The following is a 16,183-nucleotide window of genomic DNA, read 5'->3' on the forward strand; positions in this document are numbered from 1 at the left end:
AGATATAAGCATTTAATTTGAACAGTCTCTAAAAACTTTATTTCAAAGTAAATTAAATAGCACTATAAAAGGTACTTATATGATTTTTTAAACAACTTTCACTTTTTTTTGAAAGTTGATGAAGTTGTGCATCAATTTTGTAAAATAGTTTTTATACTTACTTAACGAAGTATAATCTTAATTACTCAAACTTATTTAATTTAAAATCAGACACTTATGAAAACTCTTTTTTCTTTCATGTTTGCGACGATATTATTCTTCGCTATCCAATCAGAAGCTGCAGCTCAAAAATATTTCACGTATGATGGAGATGTTTTTTCCGTACAACTCAAAACCAATAGTGCTAACACTCAAGTAATGGAAGTTTATTTCTCTAGCAATGGAGAATGGCACAAATTTGATATTATTGATTTCCATGATTTAGAAGACACTCACGAAGGAGGTTTTCTTTATACAGTAAAAGACGGCAAAGGCGACATTTATGACGTAGATTATTATCGTAATCAGAATTATATCATTGTTTATGCAAGCGACCACAGCACAAGCTGGAAACTTTACAAACGATAAGAAATTTACTTGCCAAAAAACACTCAGAAAACATCTATCAATAATTTGGTAGATGTTTTTTTGTGTACAATACAGAATGAGGTTTTAAACATTAAATAATATAAAAAAGTCAGATTGGTAAAGCGATTAAAACTGAATGAGTGATTTTTTTAGTAATTTTGTCTTCACATAGAGTTCAAAAAATCAATATTCACTAATCAAAATATAAAATTATGTTATTACAAGCAGGTATGGACGGTACAGGAATGGCAAATATCCTTATGATTGTCGGTATGGTAGCCGTCTTTTATTTCTTTTTACTTCGTCCACAACAACAACAACGCAAAAAACAAAAAACATTTTTAGAGTCTTTAGCCAGAGAAATGAAAATCGTTACTACAGGTGGCGTTCATGGAAAAATAATTGATGTAAGTGAAAATACGGTAACTGTAGAAGTAGATAAAGGTGTTCGTATGAAATTAGATAAAACAGCTATTGCTTATGAATCTGGTGTAGTTGCTGAAACTATCAAAAAATAAATTATCAAATTAAATCATTAAAAGAATTATGAAAAAAATAAATTTATTTATCGTCTTTATTTTGTGTCTGACTATTTTCTCTGCTTGTAAAAAAGAAGATGAAAAAGAGCCAACAGCAAAAGAAAATTTAGTTGGCAAAACGTGGGTAATAACAGAAGTAGATTCTGATATATCCTCTACTTTTGGAACTTTACCTCCAGAGCTGACAAATGAATTTAATCCAACGCAAGGTTTGGAAGGGCAAACCATTATTTTTAATGAAAATGGAACTTTTACAGTAGAAGAAACACAACAACAGGGAAACTGGACACTTTCAGAAAATGGGCAGACACTTACCTTTAGTGGTTTGGTAGAAGGAGAATTGACTGATTTTGTAGATGCTCAAACGCTTTCTGACTTACAAACTTTTGAAGTAACTACGCTTACAGATTTGAAACTATCAATTCAGAACAGTACAAATGTTCCTATTTCAGAAGAAGTTGCAGAACAAATAACAGGCTTTCCAATTCCGATAACATTGATTGTAAAACTCACTATTAATTTTGATAAACAATAAAAAAGATTTTTTTTATCTAAAATTCAAACAAAATTGATTTACAAAAGACTTTAAAATTGATAAATACAAACTTTCAAATTTGATTGAAAATTCGTATTTTTGTCTGATTATCAAGAATATACAAAATATTAAATCAAAAAAATAAAACATATATGACATTAGTAGCAGATACTCCACAAGTTCTTAGTTTTGAGCTTACAGAAGAACAAGCAGAAGTACAGAAAGCAGCAAGAGATTTTGCACAGTCTCAACTTTGGGAAGGTATTATTGAGCGTGATAACGAACAACGATTTCCTGCCGAGCAAGTAAAGCAAATGGGCAAACTTGGCTTTATGGGAATGATGGTAAGCCCTGAATATAATGGAAGTGGAATGGATACCGTTTCTTATATCTTAGCAATCGAAGAAATTTCGAAAGTAGATGCTTCGGCTTCTGTTTGTATGTCTGTAAACAATTCTCTTGTTTGTTGGGCATTAGAAAAATATGGAACAGAAGAACAAAAAGAAAAATACTTAAAGCCACTTGCATCAGGAGAAAAGATTGGTGCTTTCTGTCTTTCTGAGCCAGAAGCAGGAAGTGATGCTACTTCACAGCGCACGACAGCAGAGGACAAAGGCGACCATTATTTATTGAATGGAACAAAAAACTGGATTACAAATGGTAAGACAGCTTCTATTTATTTAGTAATGGCTCAAACTGACGTTGATAAAAAACACAAAGGAATCAACTGTGTAATCGTAGAGCGTGGAATGGACGGCTTTGTGGTAGGTCAGAAAGAAGATAAAATGGGTATTCGTGGTTCTGATACGCATTCTTTGATGTTTACAGACGTAAAAGTACCTAAAGAAAATCGCTTAGGTTCGGACGGACAAGGTTTTAATATTGCAATGGCTACCTTGAATGGTGGACGTATCGGAATTGCTGCACAAGCTGTAGGAATTGCTGGTGGTGCTTTAGAACTAGCTTTGAAATACTCAAAAGAAAGAAAAACATTTGGAAAGGAAATCCACAAACACCAAGCAATCGCTTTTAAGTTAGCTGATATGGCTACAAAAGTAGAAGCTGCTCGTTTGCTTTGCCTAAAGGCTGCACAAATAAAAGATGCAGGTGGAGATTATTCTCTTTCTGGCGCAATGGCGAAACTATATGCTTCTAAAATTGCGATGGAAGTAACTTCTGATGCGATTCAGATTCACGGTGGATATGGTTATGTAAAAGAATTCCACGTAGAAAGAATGCTTCGTGATGCCAAAATCACAGAAATCTATGAAGGAACTTCTGAAATTCAGAAAATTGTAATTTCAAGACATATCTTGAAAGACTAAGTAAACTGAAAATGGATAATTAACAAATACGAAATCCTTAAGATTCTTTATGAGCCTTAGGGATTTTGTATGTAAACTGTGTTTTAGCCGAGTATAGAGTTATACTAATCATTCTATTTCTATCCTACTAAAACCTACGAAAAGAGAAGTGGCGTAATAATCATTACCTTTTATCTGTAAAGTTTTTCTTTTAGAAAGTAAGGCTTTTCTATATTTGCTCCTATTAACTGTTTCCCAAATTTCAATTTCAGAAACGCCTAAATTATTGGCTACTCCATTAACATCAACATTTACTTCAAAAAAAATAGAAAAGGGTTTAGACAGTTTATAAAAGTTATCAAAGTTTTTATCAAATTCACTCAGATATAAAACCATGGGTTTTTCCATTTTATAAGGATATTTGAGCATTAAATATTCTATCGTATTTATGTAAACAAATATTCTATACAGTTCTATATTCTTTAATCTAATCATTTTAGATAAATTGTTATAACTATTATTTAAAGAATCCAAAAAATCTATTTTATCAAGTTTTTCTGGAGTAGGTCTCATTTTTTCTAAAAATAGTCCGTATTTATAATCTTCTTTTACTCTTTCAAAATAAAACTCTATGTTCTCTGTCATTGTTATTTGGTAATCTTCCCTAAATTTGTCTATGTAATAAACAGTATCTTTATCAATAGTTGTATAAACTAAAAGGTTTAGTGGTAGACTATCATTATGATACTTGTAATAAGTCTTACCTTCTATATTTAAAGTATCAGAACAATCAATACATTCTTCATACTGAGAATATGAGTTAAACGAAAGCATACAGAAAATGAATAAAAAAAGGTGTTTCATATATTTATCTTGTGATTTGTAGTGAAGCTAGAAAATATAATACCTAAAGTAGAAATGGGTAAAAAAAACTTATTTTGATTTTTAAATAATTGCTTTATGAAAAAATGTATCAAAAAAACACTGTTCATTTCCCTTATTCTTATTTTAGGAGCAATAGGAAGCATAATTATAGCTGATTATCTAATTGTTTCTAAAGCAGAAAGTAGTTTGTTTAAAGATATAAATGCTATCCCAAAAAAGAAAGTGGGTTTGGTTTTAGGGACAATTAAAATTTTACCAAATGGAAATCAAAATCGTTACTTCAAGCATAGAATAGATGCTGCTGTTTCTCTTTACAACGCTGGAAAGATAGAATACATTATTGTAAGTGGCGATAATAGCAAAGAAGAGTATAACGAGCCTGAAGACATGAAAAATGATTTAGTAGCGAGAGGAATTCCAGAAGAAAAAATATTTATGGACTTTGCAGGTTTCAGAACATTAGACTCTGTGGTAAGAGCAAGAGAGATTTTTGGTCAAAACTCATTTACTGTTATTTCTCAAAAATTCCATAATGAAAGAGCTATTTATTTAGCTCATTTGGAAGGAATGGAAATTATTGGTTTTAATGCAATGGAGGTAACCATAAAGTACGGCATCAAAACACAAATCAGAGAAAAATTCGCTCGTGTAAAAGTCTTTGTAGATTATCTGACAGGAAAAGAGCCTAAGTTTTTGGGAGAGAAAATCATTATTCCATAAAATTTGCCTTCATTTCCAAAACATTTTCATTACTTTTACGTAAAACATACCAAACAGTCGGTTTAAATTTATCCTCAACGACACTTTCAAGCTCGTTGATGGTTAAAACAATACATTATGGACATACAAACAGCAGTAGAGAAGGTAAAATCAAATCCAAAAGTCATTTTTTTGATTGATGGAATAGGTGCTTTAGTTACTTCACTTTCTTTGTTCGGAATAGGATTTTTGTTACAAGAGCATTTCGGAATGCCTAAAAATATTCTCTATGTGCTTTCAAGTATTGTTGCTTTTTATGCTATTTATTCTTTCTCGTGTTATTTCTTTTTATTTGATAAAAATACGACTAAGAAATGGCAATCATATTTGAAAGTAATTATTACTGCAAATATTTTATATTGCGTTGTGATGCCTTTTTTATTGATGTTTCATTATGAAAGTCTGACAGTTTTAGGAATCAGCTATTTCATTTTTGAGATAATCGTAATTCTGACTTTGGTATTTTTTGAAATTAAAGTAGCTTCTAAATAAAAATCCTCAACGACGCTTTTAAGCTTGTTTATGACTAGGTCGTGTAATAATTGAAAACAAACAGAAAATGAATCAATTTATTTTACTTTTTCATCCTTTAAGTACAAGCGAAGAGATACGAATTGATTTCAAATCGTCAAAACCAGCGTCTGATTTTATTGAATTAACAAAGTTAGATGGTTATAAAGTTTATCAATACATCCAAAGTGATTACACATACAATATGCCTATTGAAAAATTAGAATCTAAGAGTATCAGATTCAAAAAACTGTATAGAGAGGAGAAAACTTGGTTTGGTTTTTCAAAAAAGATAGTAACAGATTTATTGATTGAACCTAAAAATGGATTTTATTATCCCTATAGTTACGGAAATTATCTGTATTTATTTACAAAACATGATATTGACCAATCTGAATTTGAAAAGTGGCTAAATAAAAGTTTCCCTAACCGATTTGCAGACATCGATGAAACCTTCACTGGATTCAATTCCGAGTTTTTACATTTAATCAACGAAGATGATTACATAATTGTAAATAATCATGATTATCAAGAGGAGTTGGGGATAACAGGTAAAACGGAGATTATCAAACAAATTATTACTAAGTTTAATGATTTGAATTTGGAACAATATGAAATAGAAAAATACGAGTGAGAACCTAAAAAAATATTGCGTAACAATTCGTAACCTTAATTGAACCTATGACAAAAAACCTTACAAAAGAAAATATTTTGATAAGTTCCTTTCGTGTCTTTTTGGAAAAAGGTTATGAAAAGGCAACTTTGAATGAGCTGGTGAAGGCTTCAAAGGTTTCTAAAGGGGCATTTTATCATTATTTTAAAGGAAAAGAAGAATTATTTGATGCAACAATAGAAAAGTATTTTTTTGAAATTGCTTCGCCTGTGGTAGTATTCGAACCTTCAAAAAAGCATACTTTTTTAGAAAATGTTCAACAGTATATCACTAAGAAAAATGCAGAAGTGATGAAAGTCATGCAACAGCTGGAAGTTGATTTTACTATCAATTATATGAATGTGATTTTAGAAGCCATGAAACTTTTTGAACATCACAAAAAGCGTTCGTTGAAGCTCTTAGATGCTGAATTAGATATTCATCAAAAAATCATTGAAACGGCACAGCAAAAAGGAGAAGTTCGAAATGATATGGATGCAGCTTTGTTGGCTAAACAGTTCTATTTTTTGTTAGATGGTTTCAAATTTCATGTTCTGATTTTGGCAGATTGGAATGTAGAAAAATATACAGAAGTAAATAAACTAATAGAGCAATTTTATCAACTTATTAAAATACATTGATTACGAATGAGATAAAGATTATACTACTAGACAAAAACCATTGATTCTTTATTTTTGTATAGGTCAGCCTCGTAGAGCAGACCGTTTGTAAAATACTCAGTTTATCATTCATAACTCATAATTTTATTCATTTACCTACCAACCGTTCGGTTTTTAATTTTACAAAACAATGATTACAGTTCAAAATCTTATTTATTCATATCCAAAAGCTGATAGTCCGACTGTAAGAAACGTTAGTTTTGAAGTAAAAGAAGGCGAAATATTTGGCTTTTTGGGACCCAGTGGTGCAGGAAAAAGTACCACTCAAAAAATATTGACAAAACTTCTGAAAGGTTATCAAGGCAAAATTTTGATAAAAAATGGTAACTCAAATAAAGAATTACAAAGCTGGAAGAGCGATTATTATAATCAAATTGGTGTTGGCTTTGAACTTCCTAATCATTATTCAAAACTCTCTGCATTGGAGAATTTACAGTTTTTTGCTTCTTTCTATGATGTTCCTACACAAAATCCTCTAGAGCTTTTGGAGATGGTAGGCTTGGCAAAGGATGCTAAAAAGAAAGTAGCTGACTTTTCGAAGGGAATGAAAATGCGTTTGAATTTTATACGTGCTTTGCTTCATAATCCACCAATCTTATTCTTAGATGAACCAACTTCTGGGCTTGACCCAGTAAATGGAAAAATAATCAAAGATATTATCCTAAATCTAAAAAAAGGAGGAAAAACAATCATCTTGACAACGCATCACATGAACGATGCCGAGCAGCTTTGTGATAGAGTGGCTTTTATGGTAGAAGGAAAGATTCCATTGATAGATTCGCCCAAAAATTTGAAAGAAAAGTATGGAAAACGAACGCTAAAGGTAGAGTATTCTCATCAAGACAAGCGAGAAAATCAATTATTTGATTTAGAAAATTTGGGACAAAATGACGAGTTCTTACAACTGATTAATCAAAATTATATTCAATCAATGCACTCACAAGAAGCAACTTTAGAAGATATTTTTATTGAAGTAACAGGAAAAAAATTAATCTAAGGAGCAATTACGAATGTAAATTACTGAATATCAATAAATTAAAAACTTCAATATCAACAGTCGTAGATTTATAAAAAAAATAACAATGAAAAAATTACTCAAAATTACATTGTGGGAAATCATTTTACAAGCTCGTCAGCATATCATTACTGTGGTCGCTATCATTACATTTATTTATAGTTTAGCCTTTACGTATTTTGATGAATTACCTAGTAAATTTATTGTTTTGCTCATCAGCACTGACCCCACAATGCTTGGTTTTCTTTTTATTGGCGTTTTGATTTTATTCGAAAAAGGTTCAAAAACGATAGAAGCCGTAGTAGTTACGCCTATCAAAAAGTCAGAGTATCTATTCTCCAAAATCATTTCACTTACAGGAATTGCACTTGTGGCAAGTTTAGTGATGGCATTTGCCAGTCAAAAAGAGTTTAATATTTTGATTTTGATACTTGCTGTTTTGCTCTCTTCTACCCAGTTTCTATTGATTGGCTTTATTGGAGTTTCTCGCATCAAAACGATTAATCAGTATATTTTTACTTTTCCTTTTTTGGTTTCTCCTCTGATGCTTCCTTTGCTCAATTTTTTTGAGTTTACAGATTCTATTTTTCTTTATGTTTTTCCATTTCAAGCCTGTTTGTTGCTTTTTAAAGCTGCTTTTGAACCTATTTTGATGTGGCAATGGATTTATGCACTTGTTTATTTGCCATTAAGTACGGTTGGGTTTTATTTACTTGCCTTGAAATTTTATGATAAATATCTACTTCAAAATTAATCAACTCTTAACCGTCGTTGAGGTCAAGACCATCAACGAGGATTAAATAAAAACTATGAAACCTACTACTTTTATTCACTTATTAAGAAACGATACTACAAATATTTTGAGAGATAAAACGCTCTTGATGATGCTTGTATTTCCATTTTTATTGATTTTTGGCTTAAAAGCAGGTTTGCCTTCACTTAACGAACTTCTACCGTCATTTCCAAAGTATTACGGACTAGCTTTAGCTGTTTTGGCTACAACTTCTGGACTTTTGGGAGGGTATATTATTGCCTTTGTAATGCTTGATGAGAAAGATGAGAATGTCTTTGTGGTAATAAAAGTGATGCCTTTTTCTACGGCTTGGTTTATGGCGTATCGGTTAATTTTTGCTGGATTATGGGCATTTTGTTTTGCTTTTTTGAGTTTTTTAGTTTTGGATATAAATGGATATTCTCTGCTTGAAAAAGTATTTTATAGTCTATTTTGTTCTCAAACGGCAGTCGTAGTATTACTTTTTTTGGTAGCCTTTGCAAATGACAAAATTGAAGGAATTACTTTTATAAAAGGTATTAATTTCTGTTCTGTTCTCCCTGTTGTAGCATTTCTTGTAGATTCTTCTTGGAAGCACATTTTTAGTGTTTTTCCTTTTTATTGGACATATAGAGCGATGCAAGAGCCTAATTTTTTATGGATTTTAATTTCTGTTTTTAGTCATTTTATGGTTTTCTTGGTTGGTTATTATCTATTTTTAAGAAAACTAGAGTAGATTTAATTTTGCTTACAAAATCAAAAAGGTAGTGATCTGAGTGAGATAAACTAATCCAAATTCCTACCTAAATAAAGTTGTTTTGTCTTTATTTTTCTAAATTTATTTCATTCTTTTGAAGCTATATGACATATTATAAGCTAAGTCGTACGCTCTTTGATTGTCTTTCTTCCACCAAATGATAGCATAAAAATTAGTGTCGCTTTCTGGGTCTATAAAGCCAATAACCCAAAAAAGCCAAGTTGGATGTTTTGCTGTCGAACAACGAATCCAATACCCATCATATCCACCACTTTTATATGCACCCTCTGAGATAGCACGATAACCTTTTTCATTGGCAATCTTTTGCACCATACCTTTAGAGGTTGCCGAATAATCTTTGAAAGGATACATTTCTAACCAAGTCAGATTGTCGCCTGATTCGAAAGCTGTTCCACTACTTTGTTTGATTTCATGTGTACTTGGAATAGAAAACTGAACCCCATAACTATCCCAGTTGTAGAGAGTTGTTTGAGCTTCTATTTGATGAATTGAAAAACTAAAAAGTAGTATAAATAGAAAAGAACTAATGATTGATGTAGAAACTAATTTTTGCATAGTAGTAGTTTTTGATAAGTATATAAGTAATTTAATGAAAATTATCACACACTTTAAGCCATTATCAATTTTCAATTAAAAAAAATTAATATAATGCTAAAAAAACTTTATACAATTCTATTAAATATATAAAATAACTTGCTGATTATTAATTGTTTAGTAATTAAAGTTCAGAAGAATTCTTAATTAAACGAAGGCTACACCAAGGAGTTTCTTCCGTTTGTTTTGCGACAAGCCAACCAAACTCTTCTGCTCGTTGTTGGATGTCTTTTATATCGTTATTATGAAAACCACTCAAAACTAAAGTTCCTGTTTCTTCTAAAAGCTCATTATACAAAGGCATTTCTTCTAAAAGAACATTTTTATTTATGTTGGCAAGTAAAATATCAAACTTCTTCCCTTGAAATACTTTTGCAGTTCCGTGTTTGGAATCAATTTTTAAGTTATTTCTCTCTGCATTTTCTAATGAATTTTCAACTGACCAGTCCTCTACATCACAAGCAAAGACTTCTTTTGCTCCTAATTTTGCTGCCATAATTGCCAAAATTCCTGTTCCAGAACCTGCATCCAAAACAACTTTATTTTTATGGTTTATTTCGAATTGATGCCCCAACATCAAACGAGTAGTTTGGTGATGTCCTGTTCCAAAAGACATTTTTGGAGTAACGATAATTTCGTGTTCAAAATCAGGTTCTGCTTCGTGAAAATCAGCTCTAATGATACATTTTTTTTCTAATTTGTTGCCTTCATTATACTCTAAACGAATAGGTTGAAAATTCTCCTCCCATTTTTTATTCCAGTTTTGTTTTTCTTCTTTGTTGATAGAATAAGTAAGCAAGTTTTGAGATTGATAATTATCTAAAATTTCCTTTACTTCTTTTTCATTATAATTTTCTTCTTCAACTGAAGTGATCCAAATTGTTTTTTCACTAGAATCAGAAATAACATTTTCTACATACATACTTTCTTCTTCCATAATAGAATCAAAACCAAGGGGAGCAAGTTGATAATAAACAACTTCAGCAATATTTTCTACCGTTTTTATACGAATTACAACAAACATATTTTTAATTTTTATTATCTAAATCAACAAAGATTATCACAGAAGTTGTTTAAGAATACTCATTTTTCCTTAGAACTGTGTTTGCAAACCCAGTTCTAAGGAAAAATAACACAGCCTTTGTTGGTGTTTTAGCGTAGCGACACCAACAAATATATCCACAAAGCCCATTCTTAAACAACTTCACAGTTATTTTGGAAAGCCTAAAAGTTTATAAAAAGTATATTTTAGATTAAACCTATCCTTGATTGTATTACTACACCAAGCAATAAAAAACAAATACCGTTATTGGTAAAATAAATTATCAATAACGGTATTTGAATATATTTTATAGTACAAAGAACGGATTATTTTCTGATTAAATTGAATTTTATTTCGTAATTTTTAATCTCTAATCCATAATTATTTTAAACTCTGTTCATTTTTGCTTCCATTGATTGTTGTGTATGAGGAACGGCACGCAAACGTTCTTTTGAGATAAGTTTGCCTGTATCCTTACAAACTCCATATGTTCCATTTTTAATTCTGAAAAGCGCACGTTCTAAATCCGATATAAACTTCTGCGCTCGTGCTGCCAATTGATTGAGTTGCTCTTTTTCCATTGAACTTGCTCCATCTTCTAAGTTTCCTGCGCTAGTTCTGTTTTCGGCTGCATCCTCTCGCATAATAGACCTTTTCAGATAATCTAACTCGTCTTTAGATTTAGCAAGTTTTGAATTAAGAATAGCTTCAAATTCTTTGAGTTCTTCTGACGAGTAGCGTAATGTTTGGTTATTTTCCATAATGAGTAATGTGTTTTAGTGATTTTTGCATGTACTTTTTTACGACCACAAAGGTAATTTAATTATTTCAATCAAACCAACATAAACATGTTATTTACACAAAAAAACATATTAAATTTGGGCGTAGTATCAATGAACAAACTATTATATTAAAATAATTAAGGAATATAAAATCTATCTTTTTATAAATGATTAAAAAGATAAAATCACTTAATCAACTGATTATCAGCAAATTAATCAAACTGTAAGCTTAATTATTTTATTTTGTATTATTGTTTTTTATGTAACTATCTTACTCTTTTTACGAATAACTTAACAAAAAGTTGTCTTACTGTTGATGTTATAATTTTTTATCAAAAAAACAGATATAAAATCAAAATTTTATGTTTTTTGGATGTGAAAAAAAACTATCAAACTCTTCTTTATACTCCCTTAATTTGTTATATCCCTCTTGTTTTAGCTGCTCTTCTTCCCATCTTCTATGGTTTCCATTTGTATAAGCCATTGCATTTTGATAATACATATACGCATTAAATTTATTCATAATGTAATTGTTGCGTGGACGAATAATTTCTCCAAAAGCACCTTCTACAATAGAATTTGACGGAATTTTGGTTCTTTCTTTCAGACAAACACCACTACCAATAATACAATTGTCTCCTATTTGGCAGCCGTCCATAATAATTGCACCTATTCCAATAAGTGTATTATCTCCAATGGTTGCTCCATGAATTGTTACTCTGTGGGTAATCGAACAATAATCTCCAATCCTTACAGGCGTTCGCATACCTACATGAATCATCACAAAATCTTGAATATTAGTATATTTTCCTATTTCAACACTATGATTTTCGGCACGAATAACGGAATTTATCCAAAGTGAGCTATTTTCCTCAATGGAAACATTTCCATAAACTAAAGCCGTAGGATGTGAAAAATAAGTGTCATTATAGTTCATAATTTTTTAGAGCTTTTATATCTTTTAGTTTGAGTGAATAGCTAAATTTTTCTTTTTGATAATATTGAGTGGAATAGTTTCTTTTGCATGACGCACTAAAGACTGACTTTCAGAAATAAAATGTACAGAAAATGAATGTCTTGTTTTTCCATTAAATTTTGGTCGGAAGCTTCCATGTAGCAGATTCGAATTAAAGAAAACAACATCTCCTTTTTTATAGCTGCGTGTTACTTGTTTGATTTGGGCTAACTCTAAGGACTCATCTAATAATTGATTCCCTTTTTTATAAATGGTATATAATTGAGCTTTGTCATTTTCTTGATAATTAGCTACTTTCTTATTTACACAATCCAAATATTCTTGATATTTTTCTTTTGCTTGTAGTCCTACTTCTTTGTCATCATTGAGAAAACAACTTTTTGGATAATAATAAAAACTACCTGCTTCTTCGCTTACATCTTCCAAAGCGACCCAACAACCAATAACTTGCCCCTTTTTAGTAGAATCAAATAAATCTCCATCAAAATGACGTTCTGTTCCCTTATTACTTTCAAAATACATAGTTTGTACCAAAACAGGGTTTTCTCCTAAAATTTTTCTTACTGTTTGAGGAAGTTCTGACTGTTCAATTATTTCAAGTAATAAATCAGAGAATTGAGCTGTTTTATTTGGCAGTTCGTGTACGTTTAAGAGAGGATTAATGACGTGGTCAAACTTAGAGAAACGATGCTTTTCAAATTTATAACTCTTGACACGCAAGAATTCCTCATTGCTATATTTTATAGTATTCTTATAACTGTCAATCAGTTTGTTACAACATTCGTCTGATAAAAATTGAGGTAAATAAAGACAGCCATCTGCTGCCATTTTTTCTTTGTAGATAGATTCCATATGGATAAAACAAGAAGGTAAAGATAGATAGGAAGTTGCTATTATTATGCTATGAAGCATAAGTGCTATTTTATGCTAAAGTAAATAAAAAATAGATGATTTAGCAATTAATTGATAATAAAATAGTATCAGAAAACTTATTTGTGGATAAACTCTATCAATTTTATGAGCTTCTTATGTTTTCTTTATGATTGAGAGATGGCTTTTGCAAACGAGCTTATTTATCAGCATAAATCTCAAAAGTAGCTTGAATAGGACTTCCTTTTTTTGTTGTTCCTACGATGCTTCCTCTTGTATAACCTTTTGCTTCATCAAAAATATCAATGTTCAGAGTTCCCTTTTCTAAAGAACCTTCAATGTTTGCCAGTCCATTATTGTAATAAAGCGTTACAGTTGCAGAACGTTTGGGGCTTGACATAATTGGAAAGCTACCTTTATTATCTCCTATTGCAGTAATGACAAGATTCGTATTTGTATTTTGATAATTTGCTACCATGATATTTACAGTTTCTAAGTCTTCATCATAATCTACTACATTTTCTGCACGTAGAGTTTCGAAAATATAATCTTGTTCTGCAAAATCTTCATCATCAATTTTCACATTTACAATTCCTCCCTGCATTTCTTCTGACAAGTCCTTATACTCTACTTTTTTGAGTTCTTCATTTGTCATTTTACTAGGCTGCGTAAGGAGTTTGTTTGTTGTTGTTTCTGTATCTTCTTTTACTACAAAAGTATCTGTATTTTCTTTTTCAATATTGGAAGAGCTACAAGCAGAAAATAAAACTACAAAAGTAAAGACAGGCAAGATATTTTTCATGAGTATTAACTTTTTGATTTAGATTAAAAAAATAGAAATTATTTATATAATAGACTTTATACGTGTATTCCTTTGCTAAAACACCGACAAAGATAGTATTGTTTTTCCATAGAATTAATTTTGCAAATGCAATTCTATCAAAAAATCTACACTCTCAAATAACTTCATGACTAGAGTATAAAAATACTATTTTTCTAAGATATGAACACTAAGGCAACATAGAAGTAATCAGCCCACTTCGTATAACTCTCCAAACATATCTCAACAGACTATCATTATATTCTCTTTGGTATTTTATTTTCCCTTCTTTCCCTTCAACATTTTTATCAATGACAGTATTGATAAGACCACTCAAAAATTTACGCTTTTTATTAGAATTCTTTTTCAATAGAGTTACTTCCAAACCATCATAAGTAATAATAAAAGTTCCTGTTGCGTAGCCATCATTTATGTTAGCATCAAACTCTGCTCTTCTTATCACTCCTCTGTTTGCTTCAAAACGTGTAATAGGAGAAAGCATTTTATTGAGTGAAGGAATTTCAATTTCTGTACAAAAGCCTTTTATACTTCCTTCAAATGTGTCTGTATTGAGTGGCATTTCCATTGCAATCTCAATTCTACTTTCCTTCATAAAATACATGTCAGCTTTTATTTTTGCTGGTTGAGATTCTTCAAAGTTATGAAAATTGAGAGCCATCATATTCAAGCTATCAAAAGCAAGACTTCCTATTCCATCTAAACCCTCTGCTCGTTCTGAATATACTATATTTCCTTTTTCTATTTGTAATGTATCGATTGCCAAGCCAATCTTCCATTCATAAGGCATTTTCTTTTCATTAGGTTCTCCATGTCTATTTCGGTCTTTTAGAATTGAAATATCAGGGTTGAAAATTAAGATTTTATCAGCCTTAATGAGTTCTCTTTGAAGAGCTTGCCAGTCTAAATTGTGTGCCTCTAACTGCTGTGCTTTTATCTCTCGTTTTTCGTCTAGGTCTTGTGAAAGCTCTAAGTTTTTTACTTTTACTAGATTATTTTCATAATTTATTTCCTCTATTTTAAAATTTGTTCCATTTTGGTGAGCCATTGAATAGTTAGAAATTAATAATTGTGCCTCCGAAAAGCGCAAAACATCAACATAGGAAGTATCAAAACTGACAGCATTCAGAGTGCCATTTAGCGTATCAACTTTTTGCAGAAAATCAGCTGTTTTGTGATTTAACTGTTCGAAAGAAACCTGCACTTTTTCAGAACTAAAACGAAAAGTGGGAGGTTTGAGCCATCTAGCATCATCAATTTCTAAATCTAGCTTTTTGAGTTCTATTCTCGAATTTGAGTTATATTGATAAACTCCTGTTAAGTTTTGTATTTCTAAAGAGCTTACTGAAAGAGGAGCAACCACAAAATTAGCTACTGTATCAGCAGCACGAGAAACCCCTTGTGTAGAATCAGCGATATATTTTATATCAATAACAGGGTTTTGAAGCCTTATTTTATCAGCGTACCACTCTCCATCTGAAAAGTATTTGAAAATATTTACTCCTTTAAAAGCTACCTTTTCAACATCAATTTTTGCTTTTGGTTTTCCTTTCTTTTCTGCTAAAAGGCTGTCTGTTCTGACCTTTACTTTTTCTAAAGTTATGTTTGTGGGAAATAGCCAAACACTAATATTTTCTATTTCTATTCTGTAAGGAGATTCTTTATTTTCATTGATAGAAGCAGTAATCTTTTGTTTTAGGTAATTATCTAGGTAATCGACAGCCACAAAACCACCACCAATTAAGATTAGTAAAATAGCTCCTAAGATTATGAAGAGCTTTTTGAAGAAGAAATTTTTCATAGAAAATGAGAAAGGAATAAGAAAAATAGAGTCAAAAAAATAAAACTACAAATCAAGAACGCTTAAACAACTAGTAAAGTTTATCCTATCTACTAGACATTTTTGTTTTAACAACCCTCAATGAGTTTTTCAGTCTTGTTGAAATACTAAAATGGTAAGTTCTTCTTAAATTATTTTAGAAAAACACAAAACTCCTACTTCTTTCCAAGAGGCAGGAGTTTTTCTTAGTAAAAAAAGTGATGTTAATTTACTTAAATTGAGTTCTTCGATATTTATCTACTCAA

The 16,183-nt window shown here is 30.7% G+C and carries 19 protein-coding genes; 11 read left to right on the forward strand and 8 right to left on the reverse strand.

The features are described 5' to 3' along the window. Positions 1–216 precede the first annotated feature (216 nt). From WAF17_RS11425 to WAF17_RS11440, 4 genes are all read left to right on the forward strand, one after another. Positions 217–567, forward strand: a complete 351-nt coding sequence (locus tag WAF17_RS11425; RefSeq protein WP_338759277.1) for a hypothetical protein — start codon at positions 217–219, stop codon at positions 565–567. Between the two features lie 212 nt (positions 568–779). Then, positions 780–1,085, forward strand: coding sequence for a preprotein translocase subunit YajC (yajC, locus tag WAF17_RS11430; RefSeq protein WP_338759279.1), 306 nt, complete (start codon positions 780–782; stop codon positions 1,083–1,085). Positions 1,086–1,113: 28 nt separating this feature from the next. Next, positions 1,114–1,641, forward strand: a complete 528-nt coding sequence (locus WAF17_RS11435; RefSeq protein ID WP_338759281.1) for a hypothetical protein — start codon at positions 1,114–1,116, stop codon at positions 1,639–1,641. A 152-nt stretch (positions 1,642–1,793) separates the two neighbouring features. Next, positions 1,794–2,966, forward strand: coding sequence for an acyl-CoA dehydrogenase (locus WAF17_RS11440; RefSeq protein ID WP_338759283.1), 1,173 nt, complete (start codon positions 1,794–1,796; stop codon positions 2,964–2,966). Positions 2,967–3,074: 108 nt separating this feature from the next. On the opposite strand, the gene WAF17_RS11445 is transcribed toward WAF17_RS11440, so the two are convergent. Next, positions 3,075–3,809, reverse strand: coding sequence for a hypothetical protein (locus WAF17_RS11445; RefSeq protein ID WP_338759286.1), 735 nt, complete (start codon positions 3,807–3,809; stop codon positions 3,075–3,077). A gap of 96 nt (positions 3,810–3,905) precedes the next feature. On the opposite strand from WAF17_RS11445, the gene WAF17_RS11450 reads away from it, so the two are divergent. The 7 genes from WAF17_RS11450 (at position 3,906) to WAF17_RS11480 (ending at position 8,954) form a co-directional block, all read left to right on the forward strand. Beyond that, on the forward strand, positions 3,906–4,550 hold the full coding sequence (locus WAF17_RS11450) for an ElyC/SanA/YdcF family protein (protein ID WP_338759289.1): 645 nt from the start codon (positions 3,906–3,908) through the stop codon (positions 4,548–4,550). Positions 4,551–4,667: 117 nt separating this feature from the next. Further along, positions 4,668–5,081 (forward strand): hypothetical protein, encoded by a 414-nt coding sequence (locus WAF17_RS11455; RefSeq protein ID WP_338759292.1) that lies wholly within the window; start codon positions 4,668–4,670, stop codon positions 5,079–5,081. A 67-nt stretch (positions 5,082–5,148) separates the two neighbouring features. Continuing rightward, positions 5,149–5,733, forward strand: coding sequence for a hypothetical protein (locus WAF17_RS11460; RefSeq protein ID WP_338759294.1), 585 nt, complete (start codon positions 5,149–5,151; stop codon positions 5,731–5,733). Between the two features lie 47 nt (positions 5,734–5,780). Then, positions 5,781–6,392: a TetR/AcrR family transcriptional regulator gene (locus WAF17_RS11465; RefSeq protein ID WP_338759296.1), complete on the forward strand. Its 612-nt coding sequence runs from the start codon at positions 5,781–5,783 to the stop codon at positions 6,390–6,392. Positions 6,393–6,561: 169 nt separating this feature from the next. Then, positions 6,562–7,428, forward strand: coding sequence for an ABC transporter ATP-binding protein (locus WAF17_RS11470; RefSeq protein ID WP_338759299.1), 867 nt, complete (start codon positions 6,562–6,564; stop codon positions 7,426–7,428). A gap of 85 nt (positions 7,429–7,513) precedes the next feature. Beyond that, positions 7,514–8,200 carry a hypothetical protein gene (locus WAF17_RS11475; RefSeq protein ID WP_338759301.1) on the forward strand — a complete coding sequence of 229 codons (687 nt, stop codon included), beginning with the start codon at positions 7,514–7,516 and terminating at the stop codon, positions 8,198–8,200. Positions 8,201–8,255: 55 nt separating this feature from the next. After that, positions 8,256–8,954, forward strand: coding sequence for a hypothetical protein (locus tag WAF17_RS11480; RefSeq protein WP_338759303.1), 699 nt, complete (start codon positions 8,256–8,258; stop codon positions 8,952–8,954). 102 nt (positions 8,955–9,056) lie between these two features. On the opposite strand, the gene WAF17_RS11485 is transcribed toward WAF17_RS11480, so the two are convergent. From WAF17_RS11485 to WAF17_RS11515, 7 genes are all read right to left on the reverse strand, one after another. Then, entirely contained in the window at positions 9,057–9,551 is a 495-nt protein-coding gene (locus WAF17_RS11485) for a hypothetical protein (protein WP_338759306.1), read from the reverse strand. Between the two features lie 163 nt (positions 9,552–9,714). Then, positions 9,715–10,614 (reverse strand): 50S ribosomal protein L11 methyltransferase, encoded by a 900-nt coding sequence (prmA, locus tag WAF17_RS11490; protein ID WP_338759309.1) that lies wholly within the window; start codon positions 10,612–10,614, stop codon positions 9,715–9,717. 404 nt (positions 10,615–11,018) lie between these two features. Further along, positions 11,019–11,393, reverse strand: coding sequence for a TraR/DksA C4-type zinc finger protein (locus WAF17_RS11495; protein ID WP_338759312.1), 375 nt, complete (start codon positions 11,391–11,393; stop codon positions 11,019–11,021). 373 nt (positions 11,394–11,766) lie between these two features. Next, a complete protein-coding gene (locus WAF17_RS11500) occupies positions 11,767–12,351 on the reverse strand; it encodes a gamma carbonic anhydrase family protein (RefSeq protein ID WP_338759315.1) in 585 nt (194 codons plus the stop codon). Between the two features lie 24 nt (positions 12,352–12,375). Next, entirely contained in the window at positions 12,376–13,302 is a 927-nt protein-coding gene (locus tag WAF17_RS11505; protein WP_338759318.1) for a phytanoyl-CoA dioxygenase family protein, read from the reverse strand. Positions 13,303–13,459: 157 nt separating this feature from the next. Next, positions 13,460–14,062 (reverse strand): hypothetical protein, encoded by a 603-nt coding sequence (locus tag WAF17_RS11510; RefSeq protein ID WP_338759321.1) that lies wholly within the window; start codon positions 14,060–14,062, stop codon positions 13,460–13,462. A gap of 208 nt (positions 14,063–14,270) precedes the next feature. After that, positions 14,271–15,899, reverse strand: coding sequence for a hypothetical protein (locus WAF17_RS11515; protein ID WP_338759324.1), 1,629 nt, complete (start codon positions 15,897–15,899; stop codon positions 14,271–14,273). Between the last annotated feature and the right edge of the window lie 284 nt (positions 15,900–16,183).

Source organism: Bernardetia sp. ABR2-2B, from assembly GCF_037126435.1.
Classification (GTDB): Bacteria; Bacteroidota; Bacteroidia; order Cytophagales; family Bernardetiaceae; genus Bernardetia.